Below are 15,406 nucleotides of genomic sequence, written 5' to 3'. Positions count from 1 at the left end.
GCGTAATCCGCCGTTCGAACGACGCTGCGAAATGGCGGATTACGCTAACGCTAATCCGCCCTACACAGCCGGTGCATCCGCTCAAAACAGCGGCGGGATCTGCGCGACTTTCAGCGGGCCCAAAAACACCGCGCCGTCGGCGAAGCGGAGCGGGAAGCTGCGCGCCTTCTTGCCTTCGAGCGTGGCCTCGGTGCCGAGCGAATTGATCCCGGCCGAGATGCCGGCATTAGCGTTCTGCTTGATCACCTTGCCGAGGCCGGGGATCGCGCGGTCCAGCGCGCCGAACAGATTGCTGAGGTCCTGGCTCTTCACGCCCGGGGCGACGCGATCGAGCGTCGACTGCGGCACGCCGTCCTCCAGCATCTTGTCGATGCCGAGCGCGGGGATGACGCGCTCGAGGCCGGCGACCGTCATCTGCAGCTCGCCCTCGATACGGCCTTGCGCGTTGAGGCGCAGCGTGCCGGCGGCGACCGACAGCACATCGCCCTGCTCGATCCGCGACTGCTGGATCTCGACGCTGCCGCCGGCGGCCTGGATTTCGCGGAAGCGATCGGGCCACGGCTTCGGCGAGAAATCCTTCAACCCGTTCAGCCGCGCATGGATGTCGGCGTTGAACGGCTGGGTGAGCAGCGGATGCACCTCCTGCAAGGTGCCGCCGGCAATCTGCAACACGGTCTCGATCGCGGGGCTGTCCGGCGCCGAGCCCTCGACCTGCCTTCCGTGCAGCTCGATGTGATTGACGCGCATCAGCGGCGTCGGCGCAGGTCCGCCGGTGCGATCGATCGCGAGATCGTCGAACACGAGCGAGGCGCGCTGCGGCACCGCCGGCAGGCCGACCACGCTGGCGCGTCCGAGGCGCCAGTCGACCGACAGCGTCGGCTGCGCATTGCGTTCGGCGATCGTGGCCGGGCCCTTGAACTCCGCGATCACGAGCTTGGGATCATAGATCTGCGCCACGACCAGGATTTCGGCCAGCCGCGCCACGAACGACATCTGCGGCGAGGCGGTCTGCGACACCAGCATCACGCTGGGCTGCTCGCAGCGGATCTCGAGCCGGAACGGGTAACCCGCCACCGAACGCTTGTCGCAATCATAGACCCGGCCGGCCTTCGCTTCCTGCGCGCGCCAGGCATCGGCCTGCACGCCGACCTGCGAGGCGGCGAAGAACCAGAATCCGCTCCACAGCACCGCGGCGATCAGGACCGCGACCGGGACGGCATAGAGGCCGAAGCGCGAGCGGCGGCGGGGGGCGGAGGTCAAATCGGACATGCGGCGTCCTTTGGAGCGCGAATTTGTCAAATCTAAGCGGCTGCACGGCTTGAACAACCCTTGACCAAGCCCTGAGCAACCCTTTGAGCAACCCTTGGAAACATCACGGAATCTGCTTCGCTTGGGCGGCCCGTTCTGCTAGCCCATCAGCGCGATGTCAGCAAATCCCCCCCATTCCGAAACCGACGGCGACCTCTGGGTGTTCGGCTACGGCTCGCTGATGTGGAAGCCGGGCTTCGAATTCCTGGAGCAGGTGCCGGCGCGGCTGATCGGCGAGCATCGCGCGCTCTGCGTCTATTCGTTCGACCACCGCGGCACGCCGGAGAAGCCGGGCCTGGTGCTCGGGCTCGATCGCGGCGGCGCCTGCCGCGGCATCGCGTTCCGCGTCGCGGCCGGCCTGCGCCACGACACCATCGCCTATTTGCGGGCACGCGAGCAGACCACCAACGTGTATCGCGAGGTGATGCGCTCGGTGTGGCTGGAGAATGCGGCGCGCGATCGCGTCTCCGCGCTCGCCTATGTGGTCGACCGCGGCCATGTGCAATATGCCGGGCGGCTGTCGCTGCCGGAGCAGCTACGCCTGGTGCAGCAGGGCCATGGCCGCTCCGGCAACAACCGCGACTATGTGCTCTCGACGGTGGCCTCGATCGAGAAGCAGGGCTTTCGCGACGGCCCGCTGCATCAGCTCGCAACGATGCTGCATGATTCCGGCCCGCTGCATCGGGATGCGCGTGCGGCTGACGGGCTCGATCCGGCCTGAGCACGGAACCTCGCTCGCGAATTTTTGCCACGGCGCGAACAACATTGTGGTCTCAATTTCCGGTCGCTGGAATGGAATGACCGGAATGCGCCCCTCTTTGCTCAAGCTCGCCGCACTCGGCCTGCTGTTGCTGCTGAATGCCCCGTCCTATGCCGGACTGAGAGAGGATGGCGCGGCGTGCGATGCCAAGGATCCGCATCCCGAGCTCGCAATCCCCGCCTGCACCCGCCTGATCGCGGCCAATCCCAGGGGACGCGACCTTTCGATCACCTATTACAACCGCGCGCTGGCCTGGCATAACAAGGGCGATCTGGAGAAGGCCAAGGCCGACTACGATCAGTCGATCGCGATCAATCCGTCGTTCGCGCCGTCCTATGGCCAGCGCGCCAAGGTCTATCTGCAGAACCAGGACTACGACCGCGCGCTAAGCGATTTCGATCGGGCGATCCAGCTGAAGCCCGCCGGTCCGTTCAGCGCCAGCTGGTTCAACAATCGCGCCGAGCTGTTCGTTGCCACCGGCGACTATGAGCGCGCGCTGGCCGATTACGGCAAGTCGATCGAGCTCGATCCCAACTCGTGGTACGCCTATGTCAATCGCGCGCTGGTCTATGACTTCAGCGGCAAGGACCGGCTCGCGGCGCTGCATTGCCAGGATGCGATCAAGCTCGCGCCCCGCGCGGCCGGCCCGTATTATTGCCGCGCCATGGTCGAGATCAGCGCCGGCGATCTCGACAATGCCGCGCGGGATGTCGAGCGCGCGATCGGCATCCAGGATGGACAACCCGAGTTCTACTCGCTGCGCGGCCTGACGCTGGCGAGCAAAGGCGAGCTCGATCAGGCCTTGCGCGACTACGACCACGCCACGCAGCTCAACGCACAGGGCGCGCTGAATTACGCGCGGCGCGGCCTCGCCGACGAGAAGAAGGGCGATATCGACGCGGCGCGCGCCGACTTCCGCCACGCGCTCGACGTCATCGGTCTCGACCAGCTCGACCGCACCCAGGGCCAGCGCGTCGCCAGGGAAGGCCTGCAGCGGCTGGAGAAGGTCGCCACCACGGACAAGAGCGTCGTCGCGGATCACGCCGCGGCCAAGCCTGCCCCTGCACTCGCCACGGCCGTTCCGGTCGCGCCGATCGGCGCAGGTCCAAAGGCGACAACGACCGAACGGCGCGTCGCCCTCGTCGTCGGCAACTCGAAATATCGCTCCGTGCCGGTACTGCCGAACCCCGCCCAGGATGCGGCTGCGATTGCCGAGACGCTGCGCGCCGTGGGCTTTCAGGATGTCCGCCTCGTCACCGACGCCACGCGTGACAGCCTGGTCGAGGCGCTCAAGTCATTCGCCAGCGCGGCCGACGGCGCCGACTGGGCCGTGATCTACTATGCCGGGCACGGCATGGAGATGGCGGGCGAAAACTATCTGGTGCCGGTCGATGCCAAGCTCGCGACCGACCGCGACGTGCCGTTCGAGGCGGTCGCGCTGACCCAGGTGATGGGCGCCACCGAAGGGGCGCGCAAGCTGCATCTCGTCATTCTCGATGCCTGCCGCGACAATCCGTTCGCCAATCAGATCAAGCGCACCGTCGCGTCGCGGTCCATCGGCCGGGGCCTGGCCCAGGTCGAACCCGACAGCGGCACGCTGGTCGTCTATGCCGCCAAGCACGGCCAGGTCGCGCTCGACGGCGACGGTGGTCACAGCCCGTTCGTGACGGCCCTGATCAAGCGCATGCAGACGCCGCGGATCGAGATCCGCAAGCTGTTCGACCTCGTGCGTGACGACGTCATGGCCACGACCGATCGGCGGCAACAGCCCTTCAGCTACGGTTCGGTTCCGGGAGCTGAGGATTTCTACTTCGTCGGCGCGAGCCAGAACGCGGCGAAATAGGCCGGATGCCGGGCCACGGCGCGCATAACATCCGCCATACCGTTCGGCTATCATCGATCCCGTTTGCGACAGGAGGCCGGCGATGACCACTGACGTGCCCAGATTGCGAAACCACGACCCGCTCGCCGTCGAGCTGACGGCAGCCGTCAAGGCCGGTGAGGCCGAGCGCCTTCGCACGCTGCTCGCCTCCCACCCCGAACTCGCCCGCTGCGTGGTCGTGGATGCCAAGGGCGGCGGCCGGAGCCCGCTGCACCTGCTTGCCGATTGGCCGGGCCACAATCCGAATGCGGCAGCGATCGTGCAGATCCTCACTGCAGCCGGCGCCGACCTCGATACGCCGGCGGACGCAATGTGGCATCGCGAAACGCCGCTGCACTGGGCCGCCAGCAGCGACGATGTCGCGCTGATCGACGCGCTGCTCGATGCCGGCGCCGACATCGAGCATGAGGGCTCATCGATCGATGGCGGCCCGCCATTGTCGTGCGCCGTCGGCTACGGCCAATGGGCGGCGGCACGGCGGCTGGTCGAGCGCGGCGCGCGGACGGCGCTGTGGCAGGAGGCAGCGCTGGGCATGATGCCGGAGATTGTCCGTCGGCTCGAGACCGCGGCCCTCCCGGCCGAGGAGATTTCAGGACCGTTCTGGAACGCCTGCCGCGGCGGGCAACTCGCTACGGCAAGATATCTGCTCGAGCGCGGGGCCGACCTCAACTGGCCCGCTCCCTGGTCCGGGCAGACACCGCTCGACATCGCAGAGCAAGCGGAACATCGCGAGGTCGCGGCCTGGCTTCTTGAACGTGGCGCGACCCGCGCAGAGAAGACCTCCGAACCGGACGCGAGCTGAACGGCTCGGATGGATCGCGCCGCAAATCCGATCGTGGCCTGGCCGCAATCCGGCAAATCGCGGCGGAGGTGTGGCAGCGCCCCGTGACATTTAGGCTTTTGCATCGCGGCGCGGACAGATAGAAGCTCATCCGCAAACATCGCTCGCTGATGCAATGAACCTCTCCGCCCCCTTCGTCCGCCGGCCGGTCGGCACCACGCTGCTGTCGCTTGGACTTGTGGTGGCGGGCATCATTGCGTTCTTCAAGCTGCCGGTGTCGCCGCTGCCCGACGTCGACATCCCGACCATCATGGTGCAGGCGACGCTGCCTGGCGCCAGCCCCGCCGACGTCGCCGCCACCGTGGCGAGCCCGCTGGAACGCCACCTCGGCCAGATCGCCAGCGTCACCGAAATGACCTCGGTGTCCTCGCTCGGCAACGCCCGCATCACGCTGCAATTCGACATCGACCGCGACATCAACGGCGCCGCGCGCGACGTGCAGGCGGCGATCAACGCGGCGCGCGCCGACCTGCCGACCAACCTGCGCGCCAATCCGACCTACCGCAAGTTCAACCCGGCCTCGGCGCCGATTCTGATCTACACCCTGACCTCGGACACGCTGACGCCGGCCGAGCTCTATGACGCCGCCTCGACCGTGCTCGCCCAGAAGCTGTCGCAGGTCGAGGGCGTCGGCGAAGTCTCGGTCGGCGGCGGCTCGCTGCCCGCGGTGCGCGTCGAGCTGATCCCGCCGGCACTCTACAAATACGGCATCGGGCTCGAGGACGTCCGTGCCGCGCTCTCGAGCGCCAACGCGCACAGCCCGAAGGGCGGCATCGACGTCGGCGACCAGCGCTACCAGATCTACGCCAACGACCAGGCCCGCAAGGCCGCCGACTACAAGCCGCTGGTCGTCGCCTACCGCAACGGCGCGGCGGTGCGGCTGACCGACGTCGGCGACGTCATCGATTCCGTGGAGAATGCGCGTACGCTCGGCCTCGCCAACGGCAAGCCGGCCGTCGTGATGATCGTGTACCGGCAGCCGGGCGCCAACATCATCAAGATGGTCGACAACGTGAAGGGGCTGATGCCGCAGCTCAAGGCCTCGGTCTCGCCCGCGGTCGACATCACGCTGGCGATGGATCGCTCGAAGACGATCCGGGCCTCGCTGCACGACGTCGAGATCACGCTCCTGATCGCGGTCGCGCTGGTGATCCTGGTCGTGTTCGCGTTCCTGCGCAATGCGCGGGCGACGCTGGTGCCTGTGGTGGCGGTCGGCGTGTCGTTGATCGCGACCTTCGCCGTGATGTATCTGCTCGGCTACACGCTCGACATCTTCTCGCTGATGGCGCTGACGGTGGCGACCGGATTCGTGGTCGACGACGCCATCGTGGTGCTGGAGAACATCACCCGCCACATGGACGCCGGCCTGTCGCGCATGGAGGCGACGCTGCTCGGCACCCGCGAGGTCGGCTTCACCGTGCTGTCGATGAGCGTGTCGCTGGTCGCGGTGTTCGTGCCGATCCTGTTGATGGGCGGGCTGGTCGGCCGCCTGTTCCGCGAGTTCGCCATGACCATCACGATCGCAATCGTGATCTCGCTGGTGGTCTCGCTGACCACGACGCCGATGATGTGCGCGGTGCTGCTGCGCAAGGAGCAAGGCCAGCCGCATGGCCGGATCTACCGGATCAACGAACGCGTGTTCGAGCTGCTGCTGGGCGGCTACCGCGCGACACTCGGCCTCGCACTGCGCCACCCATTGCTGGTGATGCTGATCCTGGGCTCGACGCTCTATCTGAACTTCCATCTCTACAGGGTCGTGCCGAAGGGCTTCGTGCCGCAGCAGGACACCGGGCTGCTGGTCGGCTCGATCCAGGCCGACCAGAGCACTTCGTTCCAGCTGATGCAGCAGAAGCTGACCCAGTTCATCGACATCGTGAAGTCGGATCCGGCGGTCGATACCGCGGTCGGCTTCACCGGGGGCGGCGGCGTGGGGCCGGGCGGCACCAACACCGGTACCGTGTTCGCCTCGCTGAAGCCGATGGGCGAGCGCAACCTGCGCGCCGACAAGGTGATCGAGCGGCTGCGCGAGCCGTTGGCGAGCGTCGCCGGCGCCACCCTGTTCCTGCAATCGATCGGCGACCTCGGCGCCGGCGGCCGCTCAGGCAACGCGGCGTATCAATATACGCTGAAGGGCTCGACCTTCGCGGAGCTGAACGAATGGACGCCGAAGCTCGTTGCGGCGCTGCAGAAGGAGCCGACGCTCGCCGACGTCAACAGCGACCAGCAGAACAAGGCGCTGCAGGCCAACCTGATGATCGATCGCGACGCCGCCTCGCGGCTCGGGATCACCGTTAGCCAGCTCGACAACACGCTCTACGACGCGTTCGGGCAGCGCCAGGTCTCGACCATCTTCGTCGCGCGCAACCAGTATCACGTCATCATGGAGGTCGCGCCGCGCTTCTCGCAGGACCCGCAGACCCTGAAGGAGGTCTATATCTCGACCTCGGGCGGGTCGGCGACCGGCACCCAGAGCACCAATGCGGTGGCCGGGACGGTGGCCTCATCCTCGCAGAAGAACTCGGTCAGCACGATCGCCGCCAACGTGGTGCGCAATCAGGCGACCAACTCGATCGGCGCCACCGGCAAGGGCGTCGCCTCGACCGGAACCGCGGTCTCGACCAGCGCCGAGACGATGATCCCGTTGTCCAGCGTCGCGCGCTTCGAGCATGGCGATACGCCGCTCTCGGTGAACCACCAGGATCTCTTGGTGTCCAGCACCATCTCGTTCAATCTGCCGCCGGGCGTGTCGCTGAGCACGGCCACCACCACGATCGAGACCGCGATGCACGCGCTCGGCATGCCCGCCGGCATTTCCGGCGGCTTTGCCGGCTCCGCGAAGATCTTCCAGCAGGCGCTGGCGAACGAGCTGTTCCTGATCCTTGCCGCGCTCGCGACGATCTACATCTCGCTCGGCATGCTCTATGAGAGCTACATCCACCCGCTGACCATCCTCTCCACCCTGCCCTCGGCCGGCGTCGGGGCGGTGGCGGCCTTGATGCTGTCGCACACCGATTTCGACATCATCGGCATGATCGGGGTGATCCTCTTGGTCGGCATTGTCAAGAAGAACGCCATCATGATGATCGACTTTGCGCTCGACGCCGAGCGCCAGCGCGGACTGTCGTCGCGCGATGCGATCTACCAAGCTTGCCTGATGCGCTTCCGCCCGATCATGATGACGACGCTCGCCGCTTTGTTCGGCGCGGTGCCGCTGATGATCGGCCTCGGCGAAGGCAGCGAGCTGCGCCAGCCGCTCGGCATCGCGATCTTCGGCGGGTTGATCCTGAGCCAGATCCTGACGCTCTACACCACGCCGGTGGTCTATCTCTATCTCGACCGCGCGAGGCTGTGGACCCAGCGGCGCCGCGCCGCGCGGCGCGCACGCCGGGCCGCCACAAGCGCTTCGTGAATTGTTTGAGCATGATCTTTTTCGGAAAACCGCTTCGCACTTTTCCGGATCATGCTAGCAGTCGTTGACAGACCGGCGCCGATCTTGCCACCCTGCCGCGAAGTGGCAGGCGCAAGGAATGAAGCCGTGACTCCAGCTCCTGAAATCGCCGCGTCGCGCTGGTTCAACAGCAGCGAACCGCTGACTTTGGCCGAGCTGCGCGGCCGCCCGGTGCTGCTGCACGCGTTCCAGATGCTGTGTCCCGGCTGCGTCGCCCACGGCACGCCGCAGACCCAGCGCGCGTTCGAGCTGTTCAAGCATTCGGACCTCCAGGTGATCGGGCTGCACACCGTATTCGAGCACCACGCGGCGATGACGCCAGTGTCGCTGGAAGCGTTCATCCACGAATACCGGCTGACCTTCCCGATCGGCGTCGACGAGGCCGGCGACGGCACGCCGATCCCCGTCACCATGCAGCGCTACGGCATGCAGGGAACCCCGACCAGCATCCTGATCGGCCGCGACGGCAACATCGTGCATCACGGTTTTGGCCAGCAGAGCGACATGGCGCTCGGCGCGATCATCGCAGCCGAGCTTGCCGCGCCGCACGCGTGAGCCCGCCGCAACCCCGTTCACGCAGCCGCGTTATGACGGCGTCGCGAAAGGCGTGATAGCGTTTGGCCAACCAGAACCAGCGTTTTGCGGGAGGATCTCATGAAGACCTATCAGCTCTACATCAACGGCCAGTATGTCGACCCGGCCAATGGCGAGTGGTTCGAATCGATCGATCCCTATCGCGGCGAGGCCTGGGCGAAGATTCCGCGCGGCACGGCCGCCGACGCCGACAAGGCGGTGAAGGCCGCCAATGAGGCGATGTGGAACGGTCCCTGGGCCAAGATGACGGCCTCCGCCCGCGGCAAGGCGATGCGCAAGCTCGGCGACCTCGTCGCCGCCAACGCCGAGCGCCTCGCCGAGATCGAGGTGCGCGACAACGGCAAGCTGATGGCCGAGATGCTGGGCCAGCTCCGCTACCATCCGGAGTGGTGGTGGTATTTCGGCGGCCTCGTCGACAAGCTCGAAGGCGGCCTGGTGCCGATCGACAAGGCGGAGACCTTTGCCTACACGACGCATGAGCCGGTCGGCGTCGTCGCGGCGCTGACCGCCTGGAATTCGCCGCTGCTGTTCGTCGCCTGGAAATGCGCCGCAGCCCTCGCCGCCGGCTGTGCCGTGGTCGTCAAGCCGTCTGAGTTTACTTCAGCCAGCACGCTGGAGTTCGCGGCGCTGACGAAGGAGGCCGGAATTCCCGACGGCATCTTCAACGTGGTGACCGGCTTCGGCCCCGAGGCGGGCTCGGCGCTGATCTCGCATCCCGGCGTCGCCAAGATCACCTTCACCGGATCGGACACGACCGGCGCCAAGGTCTACGAGACCGCGGCCAAGAGCCTGAAGCGCGTCTCGCTCGAGCTCGGCGGCAAGTCGCCCAACATCGTGTTCGAGGATGCCGACCTCACGGCGGCCGCAGCCGGCGCCATCTCGGGCATCTTCGCCGCCACGGGGCAGACCTGCATCGCCGGATCGCGCCTTCTGGTGCAGAGCTCGATCAAGGAGAAGTTCGTCGCGCGCGTGCTGGAGCTCGCAAAGTCCGCCAAGATCGGCGATCCGATGCAGTCGGACACCAATGTCGGCCCGATCACGACACCGGCGCAGTACAAGAAGGTGCTCGACTACATCGATATCGCGAAAGCCGAAGGCGCGCGCTGCCTGCTCGGCGGCAAGCCTGCCTCCGGCGACGGCATCAAGGGCGGGCAATTTGTCGAGCCGACCATCTTCACCGATGTCGACAACACCATGCGGATCGCGCGCGAGGAGGTGTTCGGGCCGGTGCTGTCGATCATCTCCTTCGACACCGAGGAAGACGCCATCCGGATCGCCAACGACACCATCTACGGCCTTGCCGCCGGCATCTGGACCAAGGATCTCGCCCGTGCCATCCGCGTGCCGAAGCAGCTCCGCGCCGGCACCGTGTGGGTCAACACCTATCGCGCCATCAGCTACATGATGCCGTTCGGCGGCATGAAGTTCTCCGGCGTCGGCCGCGAGAGCGGCATCGACGCGGTGCGCGAATATCAGGAGACCAAGAGCGTCTGGATCTCGACCGCGACCGACGTGCCGGCCAATCCGTTCGTGATGCGGTGAGGGCTAACGGGTCATCATAGGCCGCAAGCATTGCTGCGCTCCCTCTCCCGCTTGCGGGGGAGGGTTGGGTGGGGGCTCTCTCCACAACTCCCGCTGCGGCAGGAGCCCCCCACCCGCATCGCATCTCCGATGCGATACGACCTCCCCCGCAGGCGGGAGAGGTGCAGTGTGCGCGCCGCTCGACCGACTAAATGGAAGTCAGTGCCCCCTACCCTTTCGCACCCGGCACGCCGCCGAACAATTTCGCCTGCTCGGCGCGGCCGGCGTCGACGATGCGGGTGGTGGCGGTTTCGATCTGGTCGCGCAGGCGGGTCATGAACTCGTCGCGCGGCAAGCCCGGCGGCAGCGGATCGAGGAATTCGACCACCAGCGTGCCGGGATAACGCATGAAGGTGCGGCGCGGCCAGAACAGCCCGGAATTGAGCGCGATCGGCAGGCACGGCACACCGCTCTCGGCATAGATCTGCGCGACGCCGGCCTTGTAGTTCGGCGCGGCGCCGGGCGCGGTGCGGGTGCCCTCGGGGAAGATCACGAGCTGCCGGCCGAGCTTCACTTCGGCCGCGGCGCGCTTCAAGGTCTTGATCAGCGAGCGCGGGCCGCCGCCGCGCTCGACCGAGATCATGCCGACCTTCTTCAGGTACCAGCCGAACACCGGAATCATCATCAGCTCGCGCTTGAGGATGAACAGCGGGTGCTCGAAGAAGCGCACCAGCGCAAACGTCTCCCAGAACGACTGGTGCTTGGAGGCGACGACCAACGGTCCCGGCGGGATCTTCTCGACGCCGCGGAACTCGATCCGGATGTTGCAGATCACGCGCATCAGGAACAGGCTGGTGCTGGCCCACAGGGCTTCGATCGCCATCAGCGCGCCGCGCGGCAGCAGCAGCGCCGGCAGCGCGACGATGCACAGCAGCACCAGCACCAGATAGAACAGCACGTTGAAGATCAGCGAGCGCAGGAAGATCGAAGTCATTCTCAACGACTATCCTCTGTGAGGTCACCAGTCATTCCGGGGCAATGCGAAGCATCGAACCCGGAATCTCGAGATTCCGGGTCGGGTGCTGACGCACCATCCCGGAATGACGGTGCCTGATACATCAATTCGCCAGCGCGGTTGCCGGGCGGCGTGGCGTGGCCGCCGGCTGCTCGGCGAGATCGGAGGTCAGGTCGAAGCCGAGATCGGCGAGCCGCACCCGGACCTCCGCGGCGACATATTTGGCGTATTCCGATAGCAAGAGACGGAACGTTCCGCCACTCGTCCACCACGGCTCGTCGCGCCATTTGTCGCCGACCACCGCAAACGGGATCAGGGTGATGTCGGGCATCGCATGCGACAGTTCCACGATCGCGCGCGGCATGTGGTAATTCGAGGTCACCACGATCAGCGATTTGAAGCCGCGCTCGCGCGCCCAGCGCCGCGTCTCCGCCGCATTGCTGCGGGTGTTGACCGCCGAGCGGTCGAGATCGACGCAGCAGCGCATCAGCCCCTGGCTGTCCGGAACCGAGCGGGAAATGTCGCTGGCGTCGTTGGTCGGATGCACGCCCGAGATCAGCAGGCGCTTGCCGTAGCCTGCGGCCAGCAGCTCCATGGCATCCGACACCCGCGACGAGCCGCCGGTCAGCACCACGATGCCGTCGGCATTGTGCGGCGGATCGGTCTCGACGCCGCGGAGTTGCGACAGGAAGCCGATGAAGCCGACCGCCGCGGCGACGAAGACCAGCGCCAGCGGCGCGACGATAGCGGCGCGCAGCCAGCCACGCGGGCGCGCGGCATGGCCATTCGGCGACGTATCGTCGGACTGCAAACTCATGTGATGCGGCTACCCTTCCCCCCGGGGATTTTAGAGCATGATCCGGAAAAGTGGAAACCGGTTTTGCCGCAGCCGAGCCCGCGCGTATGCCCGCCAAATCACACTCGGGTTGCGAACCGCGATCACGAAATCGGCGCCATCATTGCAATGCCGCCGGCCGTCAGTCGATGTCGTCGAGCGTGGCGAACAGGGTGCGCCGCGACGCCCAAGCGGTGATCGCCGCGATCAGCACCGCCTGCAACGCCAGCACCAGATAGCCCGACGGACGCAACGAGAAGGTGCCGAGCAGGGCCGCGAACTGGTCGCCTACCGGCGTGCCGGAGAACCAGTTGGCGATCGACTCGGAGAAGCCGAACGCCAGCATCGCCGCGCCGCCGCCGATCAGCCCGCCCTCGAGGCCGAGCCTGAGGAAATGCCGCAGGAAACGATTGGCGATGAAGCTGTCGCCGGCGCCGACGAAATGCAGCACCTCGACGATCGGGCGATTGGCCGCCATCGCGCCACGCGTGGCGAACGAAACTGAAATGATCGTGGCGATGATCACGAGGATCAGGATGCCGACGCCGGCGAACACGGTGGCGCCGGTCATCGAACGCATGCGCTCGATCCAAGCGCGGTGATCGTCGACGCTTGCGGTCGGCGCCACCTGCGTCACCCGCGCGCGCAAGCTCGCGAGATCGAGCGTGGTGCCGGGCTGCACCCGCGCCACGATGACGCGCGGCACCGGCAGCTCGTCGATCGAGAGCCCGCTGCCGAGCCACGGCTCCAGCAGCTTGGCGGATTCCTCCTTGCTGAACGGACGGACCTCGAGAATGCCGGACTGCGCCCGCATCGCCTCCACCGCCGCCTGCGCGTCGCGATCGAGGTCGCGGCCGGGCGAGGGGCGCACCTGGATGGTGATCTCGCTCGACACTTCCGATTGCCATTCGGCCGCCGACGCGCTGACCAGCAGCACGGTGCCCGTGGTCAGCGAGGCGAGGAAGGTCATGATGGCGACCACCGCGACCAGCGCGCGGCCCGAGATCGAGGCGCGCGGCACGATCGGCGACATGTTGCGCGCGGTGGCCGGGACCTGCGGGCGCTCGCGCCCGAGATCGACCAACGACACTTTCTCGTCGCCGCTCCTATTCATAGATGTGCAGCCGTCCCTGATGCAGCACCAGCCGCCGCGCCTCGTATTGATCCATCAGCGTGATGTCGTGGGTCGCGATGATGACCGCGGTGCCCGATTTGTTGAGCTCTATGAACAGCCGCAGCAGGCGGCGCCCGAGCGTCGGATCGACGCTGCCGGTCGGCTCGTCCGCCAGCAGCAATTGCGGCCGCGAGATCACTGCGCGCGCGATCGCCGCGCGCTGCTTCTCGCCGCCCGACAGGATCGGCGGCAGCGCATCCATCCGCTCGCCGAGGCCGACCCATTTCAACAGGTCGATCACCTCGCGGCGATAGGTCGATTCCTCGCGGCCCATGACGCGGAACGGCAGCGCGACGTTCTCATAGGTCGTCATGTGGTCGAGCAGGCGGAAGTCCTGCAGTACGATGCCGATCCGCTTGCGCAGGTCGGCGACCTGGTCCTTGCTCAGCAGGGAGACGTCCTTGCCGAACAAATTGACCAGCCCGCGGGTCGGCCGCAGCGACAGGAACAACAGCCGCAGCAGCGAGGTCTTGCCCGCACCGGACGGCCCGGTCAGAAACTGGAACGAATGCGCCGGGATCATGAAGGAGAGGTCGCGCAAAATCTCCGGGCCGAGCCCGTAGCGCAAACCGACATTTTCGAACCGAACCAATGCGCTAGCTCCGTTCGAGAGGGCCAGTGGCCCAATACCCCATACTGGCGGCCCGACCGGCCGCGAACCGCACAGAAAGCTTGTGCGTCGGTTATGGTTTCCGATTCGTTAACGGTCGCTCAGTAGCATCCGGGCATACCACACGGTGGAGATTCGGCTCCATGCATATCGTTTGTCCGCATTGTACAACATCCTATGCCATCAATCCGGCCACCCTCGGGGAGGCCGGACGCACCGTCCGTTGTTCCCGTTGCCGCGAGGTCTGGCTGGCGCGGCCGGAGGATGCGATCGGGGCGACGGCCCCCACCCTGGCCTACGAGGCCGCCGGCTCCGATCTTGCCGCCGAATGGGACGCAATGGGCCGCGAGGAGGCTGACGAGACCCCGGTGGTCGAGAGCCCGTCGATTTCGGCCGATTTGCCCGAGGGCGGCGACGCCGTCACCGCGTGGCCGGCGGTGGCCGAGGCGGATGCCGCGGCTCATGCGGACGGCGAGGAGGCGACCGAAAAGCGCCGCTTCCGCCTGCCGCGGTTTCCCCGCCTATTCCGCCTGCCCTCCCTGCCCCGGATTCCCTTCATGCCGGTAATCGGCGCGCTGCCGACCACCTGCGCCGCGATGGCCGCGCTGATCATCGCGCTGTTCGTCTGGCGCAACGACGTGGTGCGGCTGCTGCCGCAGACGGCGCTGTTCTACAAGATGGTCGGGCTCGACGTGAATCTGCGCGGGCTTGCCTTCAAGGATCTCAAGATCACCAACGAGACCGTGGACGGCAAGCCGGTGCTGGTCATCGAGGGCATGATCGTCGGCCAGACCAGGAAGCCGGTCGAATTGCCGCGGCTGCGCTTCTCGGTCCGCGACGCGCAGGGCGCCGAGATCTATGCCTGGAATGCGGTGCTGGAGCAGCCGGTGCTCAAGCCCGGCGAGCGCGCGTTCTTCAAGTCGCGCCTCGCCTCGCCGCCGCCCGAAGGCCGCAATATCGACGTACGCTTCTTCAACAAGCATGACCTCACCGGCGGCCGCGCCTGAGGCTGCGCGCCAACACTTTCGGGAACCGACCATCACCATGACGCGTGTTCTGATCGCCGACGACGAAGATTCGATGCGCTCGCTGGTGGCGCGCGCCATCGCCATGGACGGCCACGAGACCGTGACCGCGCAGGACGGCGCCGAGGCGCTGGAGGTTTTGACGCGCGATGAAGGCGCGTTCGACCTGCTGCTCACCGACATCCAGATGCCCGTCATGGACGGCATCGCGCTGGCGCTGACCGCAGCCCGCGACTTCCCCGCGCTGAAGATCCTGCTGATGACCGGCTTCGCCCATCAGCGCGAGCGCGCCTCGGGCCTCGAGGCGATCGTGCATGACGTGGTGACGAAACCGTTCTCGGTCGCCGATATCCGCACCGCTGTGGCGGACGCGCTGGCGGCAAGGAAGGCGAG

The 15,406-nt window shown here is 66.8% G+C and carries 13 protein-coding genes; 8 read left to right on the top strand and 5 right to left on the bottom strand.

Going from position 1 to position 15,406, the window contains the following annotated elements:
* Positions 1-81: 81 nt before the first annotated feature.
* Positions 82-1,269, bottom strand: coding sequence for a DUF2125 domain-containing protein (locus tag QDT69_RS26400; protein ID WP_279709417.1), 1,188 nt, complete (start codon positions 1,267-1,269; stop codon positions 82-84).
* A 154-nt stretch (positions 1,270-1,423) separates the two neighbouring features.
* Between QDT69_RS26400 and QDT69_RS26395 the strand changes: the two genes are divergently transcribed.
* The 6 genes from QDT69_RS26395 to QDT69_RS26370 all read left to right on the top strand — a co-directional run bounded on the left by QDT69_RS26395 (position 1,424) and on the right by QDT69_RS26370 (position 10,375).
* A complete protein-coding gene (locus tag QDT69_RS26395; RefSeq protein WP_279709416.1) occupies positions 1,424-2,029 on the top strand; it encodes a gamma-glutamylcyclotransferase in 606 nt (201 codons plus the stop codon).
* A gap of 85 nt (positions 2,030-2,114) precedes the next feature.
* Complete coding sequence (locus QDT69_RS26390) at positions 2,115-3,911, top strand: caspase family protein (RefSeq protein ID WP_279709415.1); 1,797 nt, start codon at positions 2,115-2,117, stop codon at positions 3,909-3,911.
* An 82-nt stretch (positions 3,912-3,993) separates the two neighbouring features.
* Entirely contained in the window at positions 3,994-4,752 is a 759-nt protein-coding gene (locus QDT69_RS26385; protein WP_279709414.1) for an ankyrin repeat domain-containing protein, read from the top strand.
* Between the two features lie 154 nt (positions 4,753-4,906).
* Positions 4,907-8,200 (top strand): efflux RND transporter permease subunit, encoded by a 3,294-nt coding sequence (locus QDT69_RS26380; protein WP_279709413.1) that lies wholly within the window; start codon positions 4,907-4,909, stop codon positions 8,198-8,200.
* Positions 8,201-8,326: 126 nt separating this feature from the next.
* Positions 8,327-8,794 (top strand): TlpA disulfide reductase family protein, encoded by a 468-nt coding sequence (locus tag QDT69_RS26375; protein ID WP_279709412.1) that lies wholly within the window; start codon positions 8,327-8,329, stop codon positions 8,792-8,794.
* 99 nt (positions 8,795-8,893) lie between these two features.
* On the top strand, positions 8,894-10,375 hold the full coding sequence (locus QDT69_RS26370) for an aldehyde dehydrogenase (protein WP_279709411.1): 1,482 nt from the start codon (positions 8,894-8,896) through the stop codon (positions 10,373-10,375).
* Between the two features lie 208 nt (positions 10,376-10,583).
* Here the strand turns inward: QDT69_RS26370 and QDT69_RS26365 are convergent, their stop codons facing one another.
* From QDT69_RS26365 to ftsE, 4 genes are all read right to left on the bottom strand, one after another.
* Positions 10,584-11,348 carry a lysophospholipid acyltransferase family protein gene (locus tag QDT69_RS26365; protein ID WP_279709410.1) on the bottom strand — a complete coding sequence of 255 codons (765 nt, stop codon included), beginning with the start codon at positions 11,346-11,348 and terminating at the stop codon, positions 10,584-10,586.
* A 124-nt stretch (positions 11,349-11,472) separates the two neighbouring features.
* Complete coding sequence (locus tag QDT69_RS26360) at positions 11,473-12,186, bottom strand: YdcF family protein (RefSeq protein WP_279709409.1); 714 nt, start codon at positions 12,184-12,186, stop codon at positions 11,473-11,475.
* A 160-nt stretch (positions 12,187-12,346) separates the two neighbouring features.
* Entirely contained in the window at positions 12,347-13,318 is a 972-nt protein-coding gene (locus QDT69_RS26355) for an ABC transporter permease (protein WP_279709408.1), read from the bottom strand.
* Positions 13,311-13,970, bottom strand: a complete 660-nt coding sequence (gene ftsE / locus QDT69_RS26350; protein WP_021079468.1) for a cell division ATP-binding protein FtsE — start codon at positions 13,968-13,970, stop codon at positions 13,311-13,313. Before ftsE ends, QDT69_RS26355 begins: the two co-directional genes overlap by 8 nt.
* Positions 13,971-14,131: 161 nt before the next feature.
* Between ftsE and QDT69_RS26345 the strand changes: the two genes are divergently transcribed.
* Both QDT69_RS26345 and QDT69_RS26340 read left to right on the top strand, forming a co-directional pair.
* Positions 14,132-14,995 carry an MJ0042-type zinc finger domain-containing protein gene (locus tag QDT69_RS26345; protein ID WP_279709407.1) on the top strand — a complete coding sequence of 288 codons (864 nt, stop codon included), beginning with the start codon at positions 14,132-14,134 and terminating at the stop codon, positions 14,993-14,995.
* Positions 14,996-15,032: 37 nt separating this feature from the next.
* Positions 15,033-15,406 (top strand): response regulator (locus QDT69_RS26340; RefSeq protein ID WP_074129084.1); only part of this gene is annotated, 374 nt, incomplete at its 3' end.

It is taken from the genome of Bradyrhizobium sp. CER78, assembly GCF_029846235.1.
GTDB lineage: Bacteria > Pseudomonadota > Alphaproteobacteria > Rhizobiales > Xanthobacteraceae > Bradyrhizobium.
This window is presented reverse-complemented; position numbering and strand designations above follow the sequence as displayed.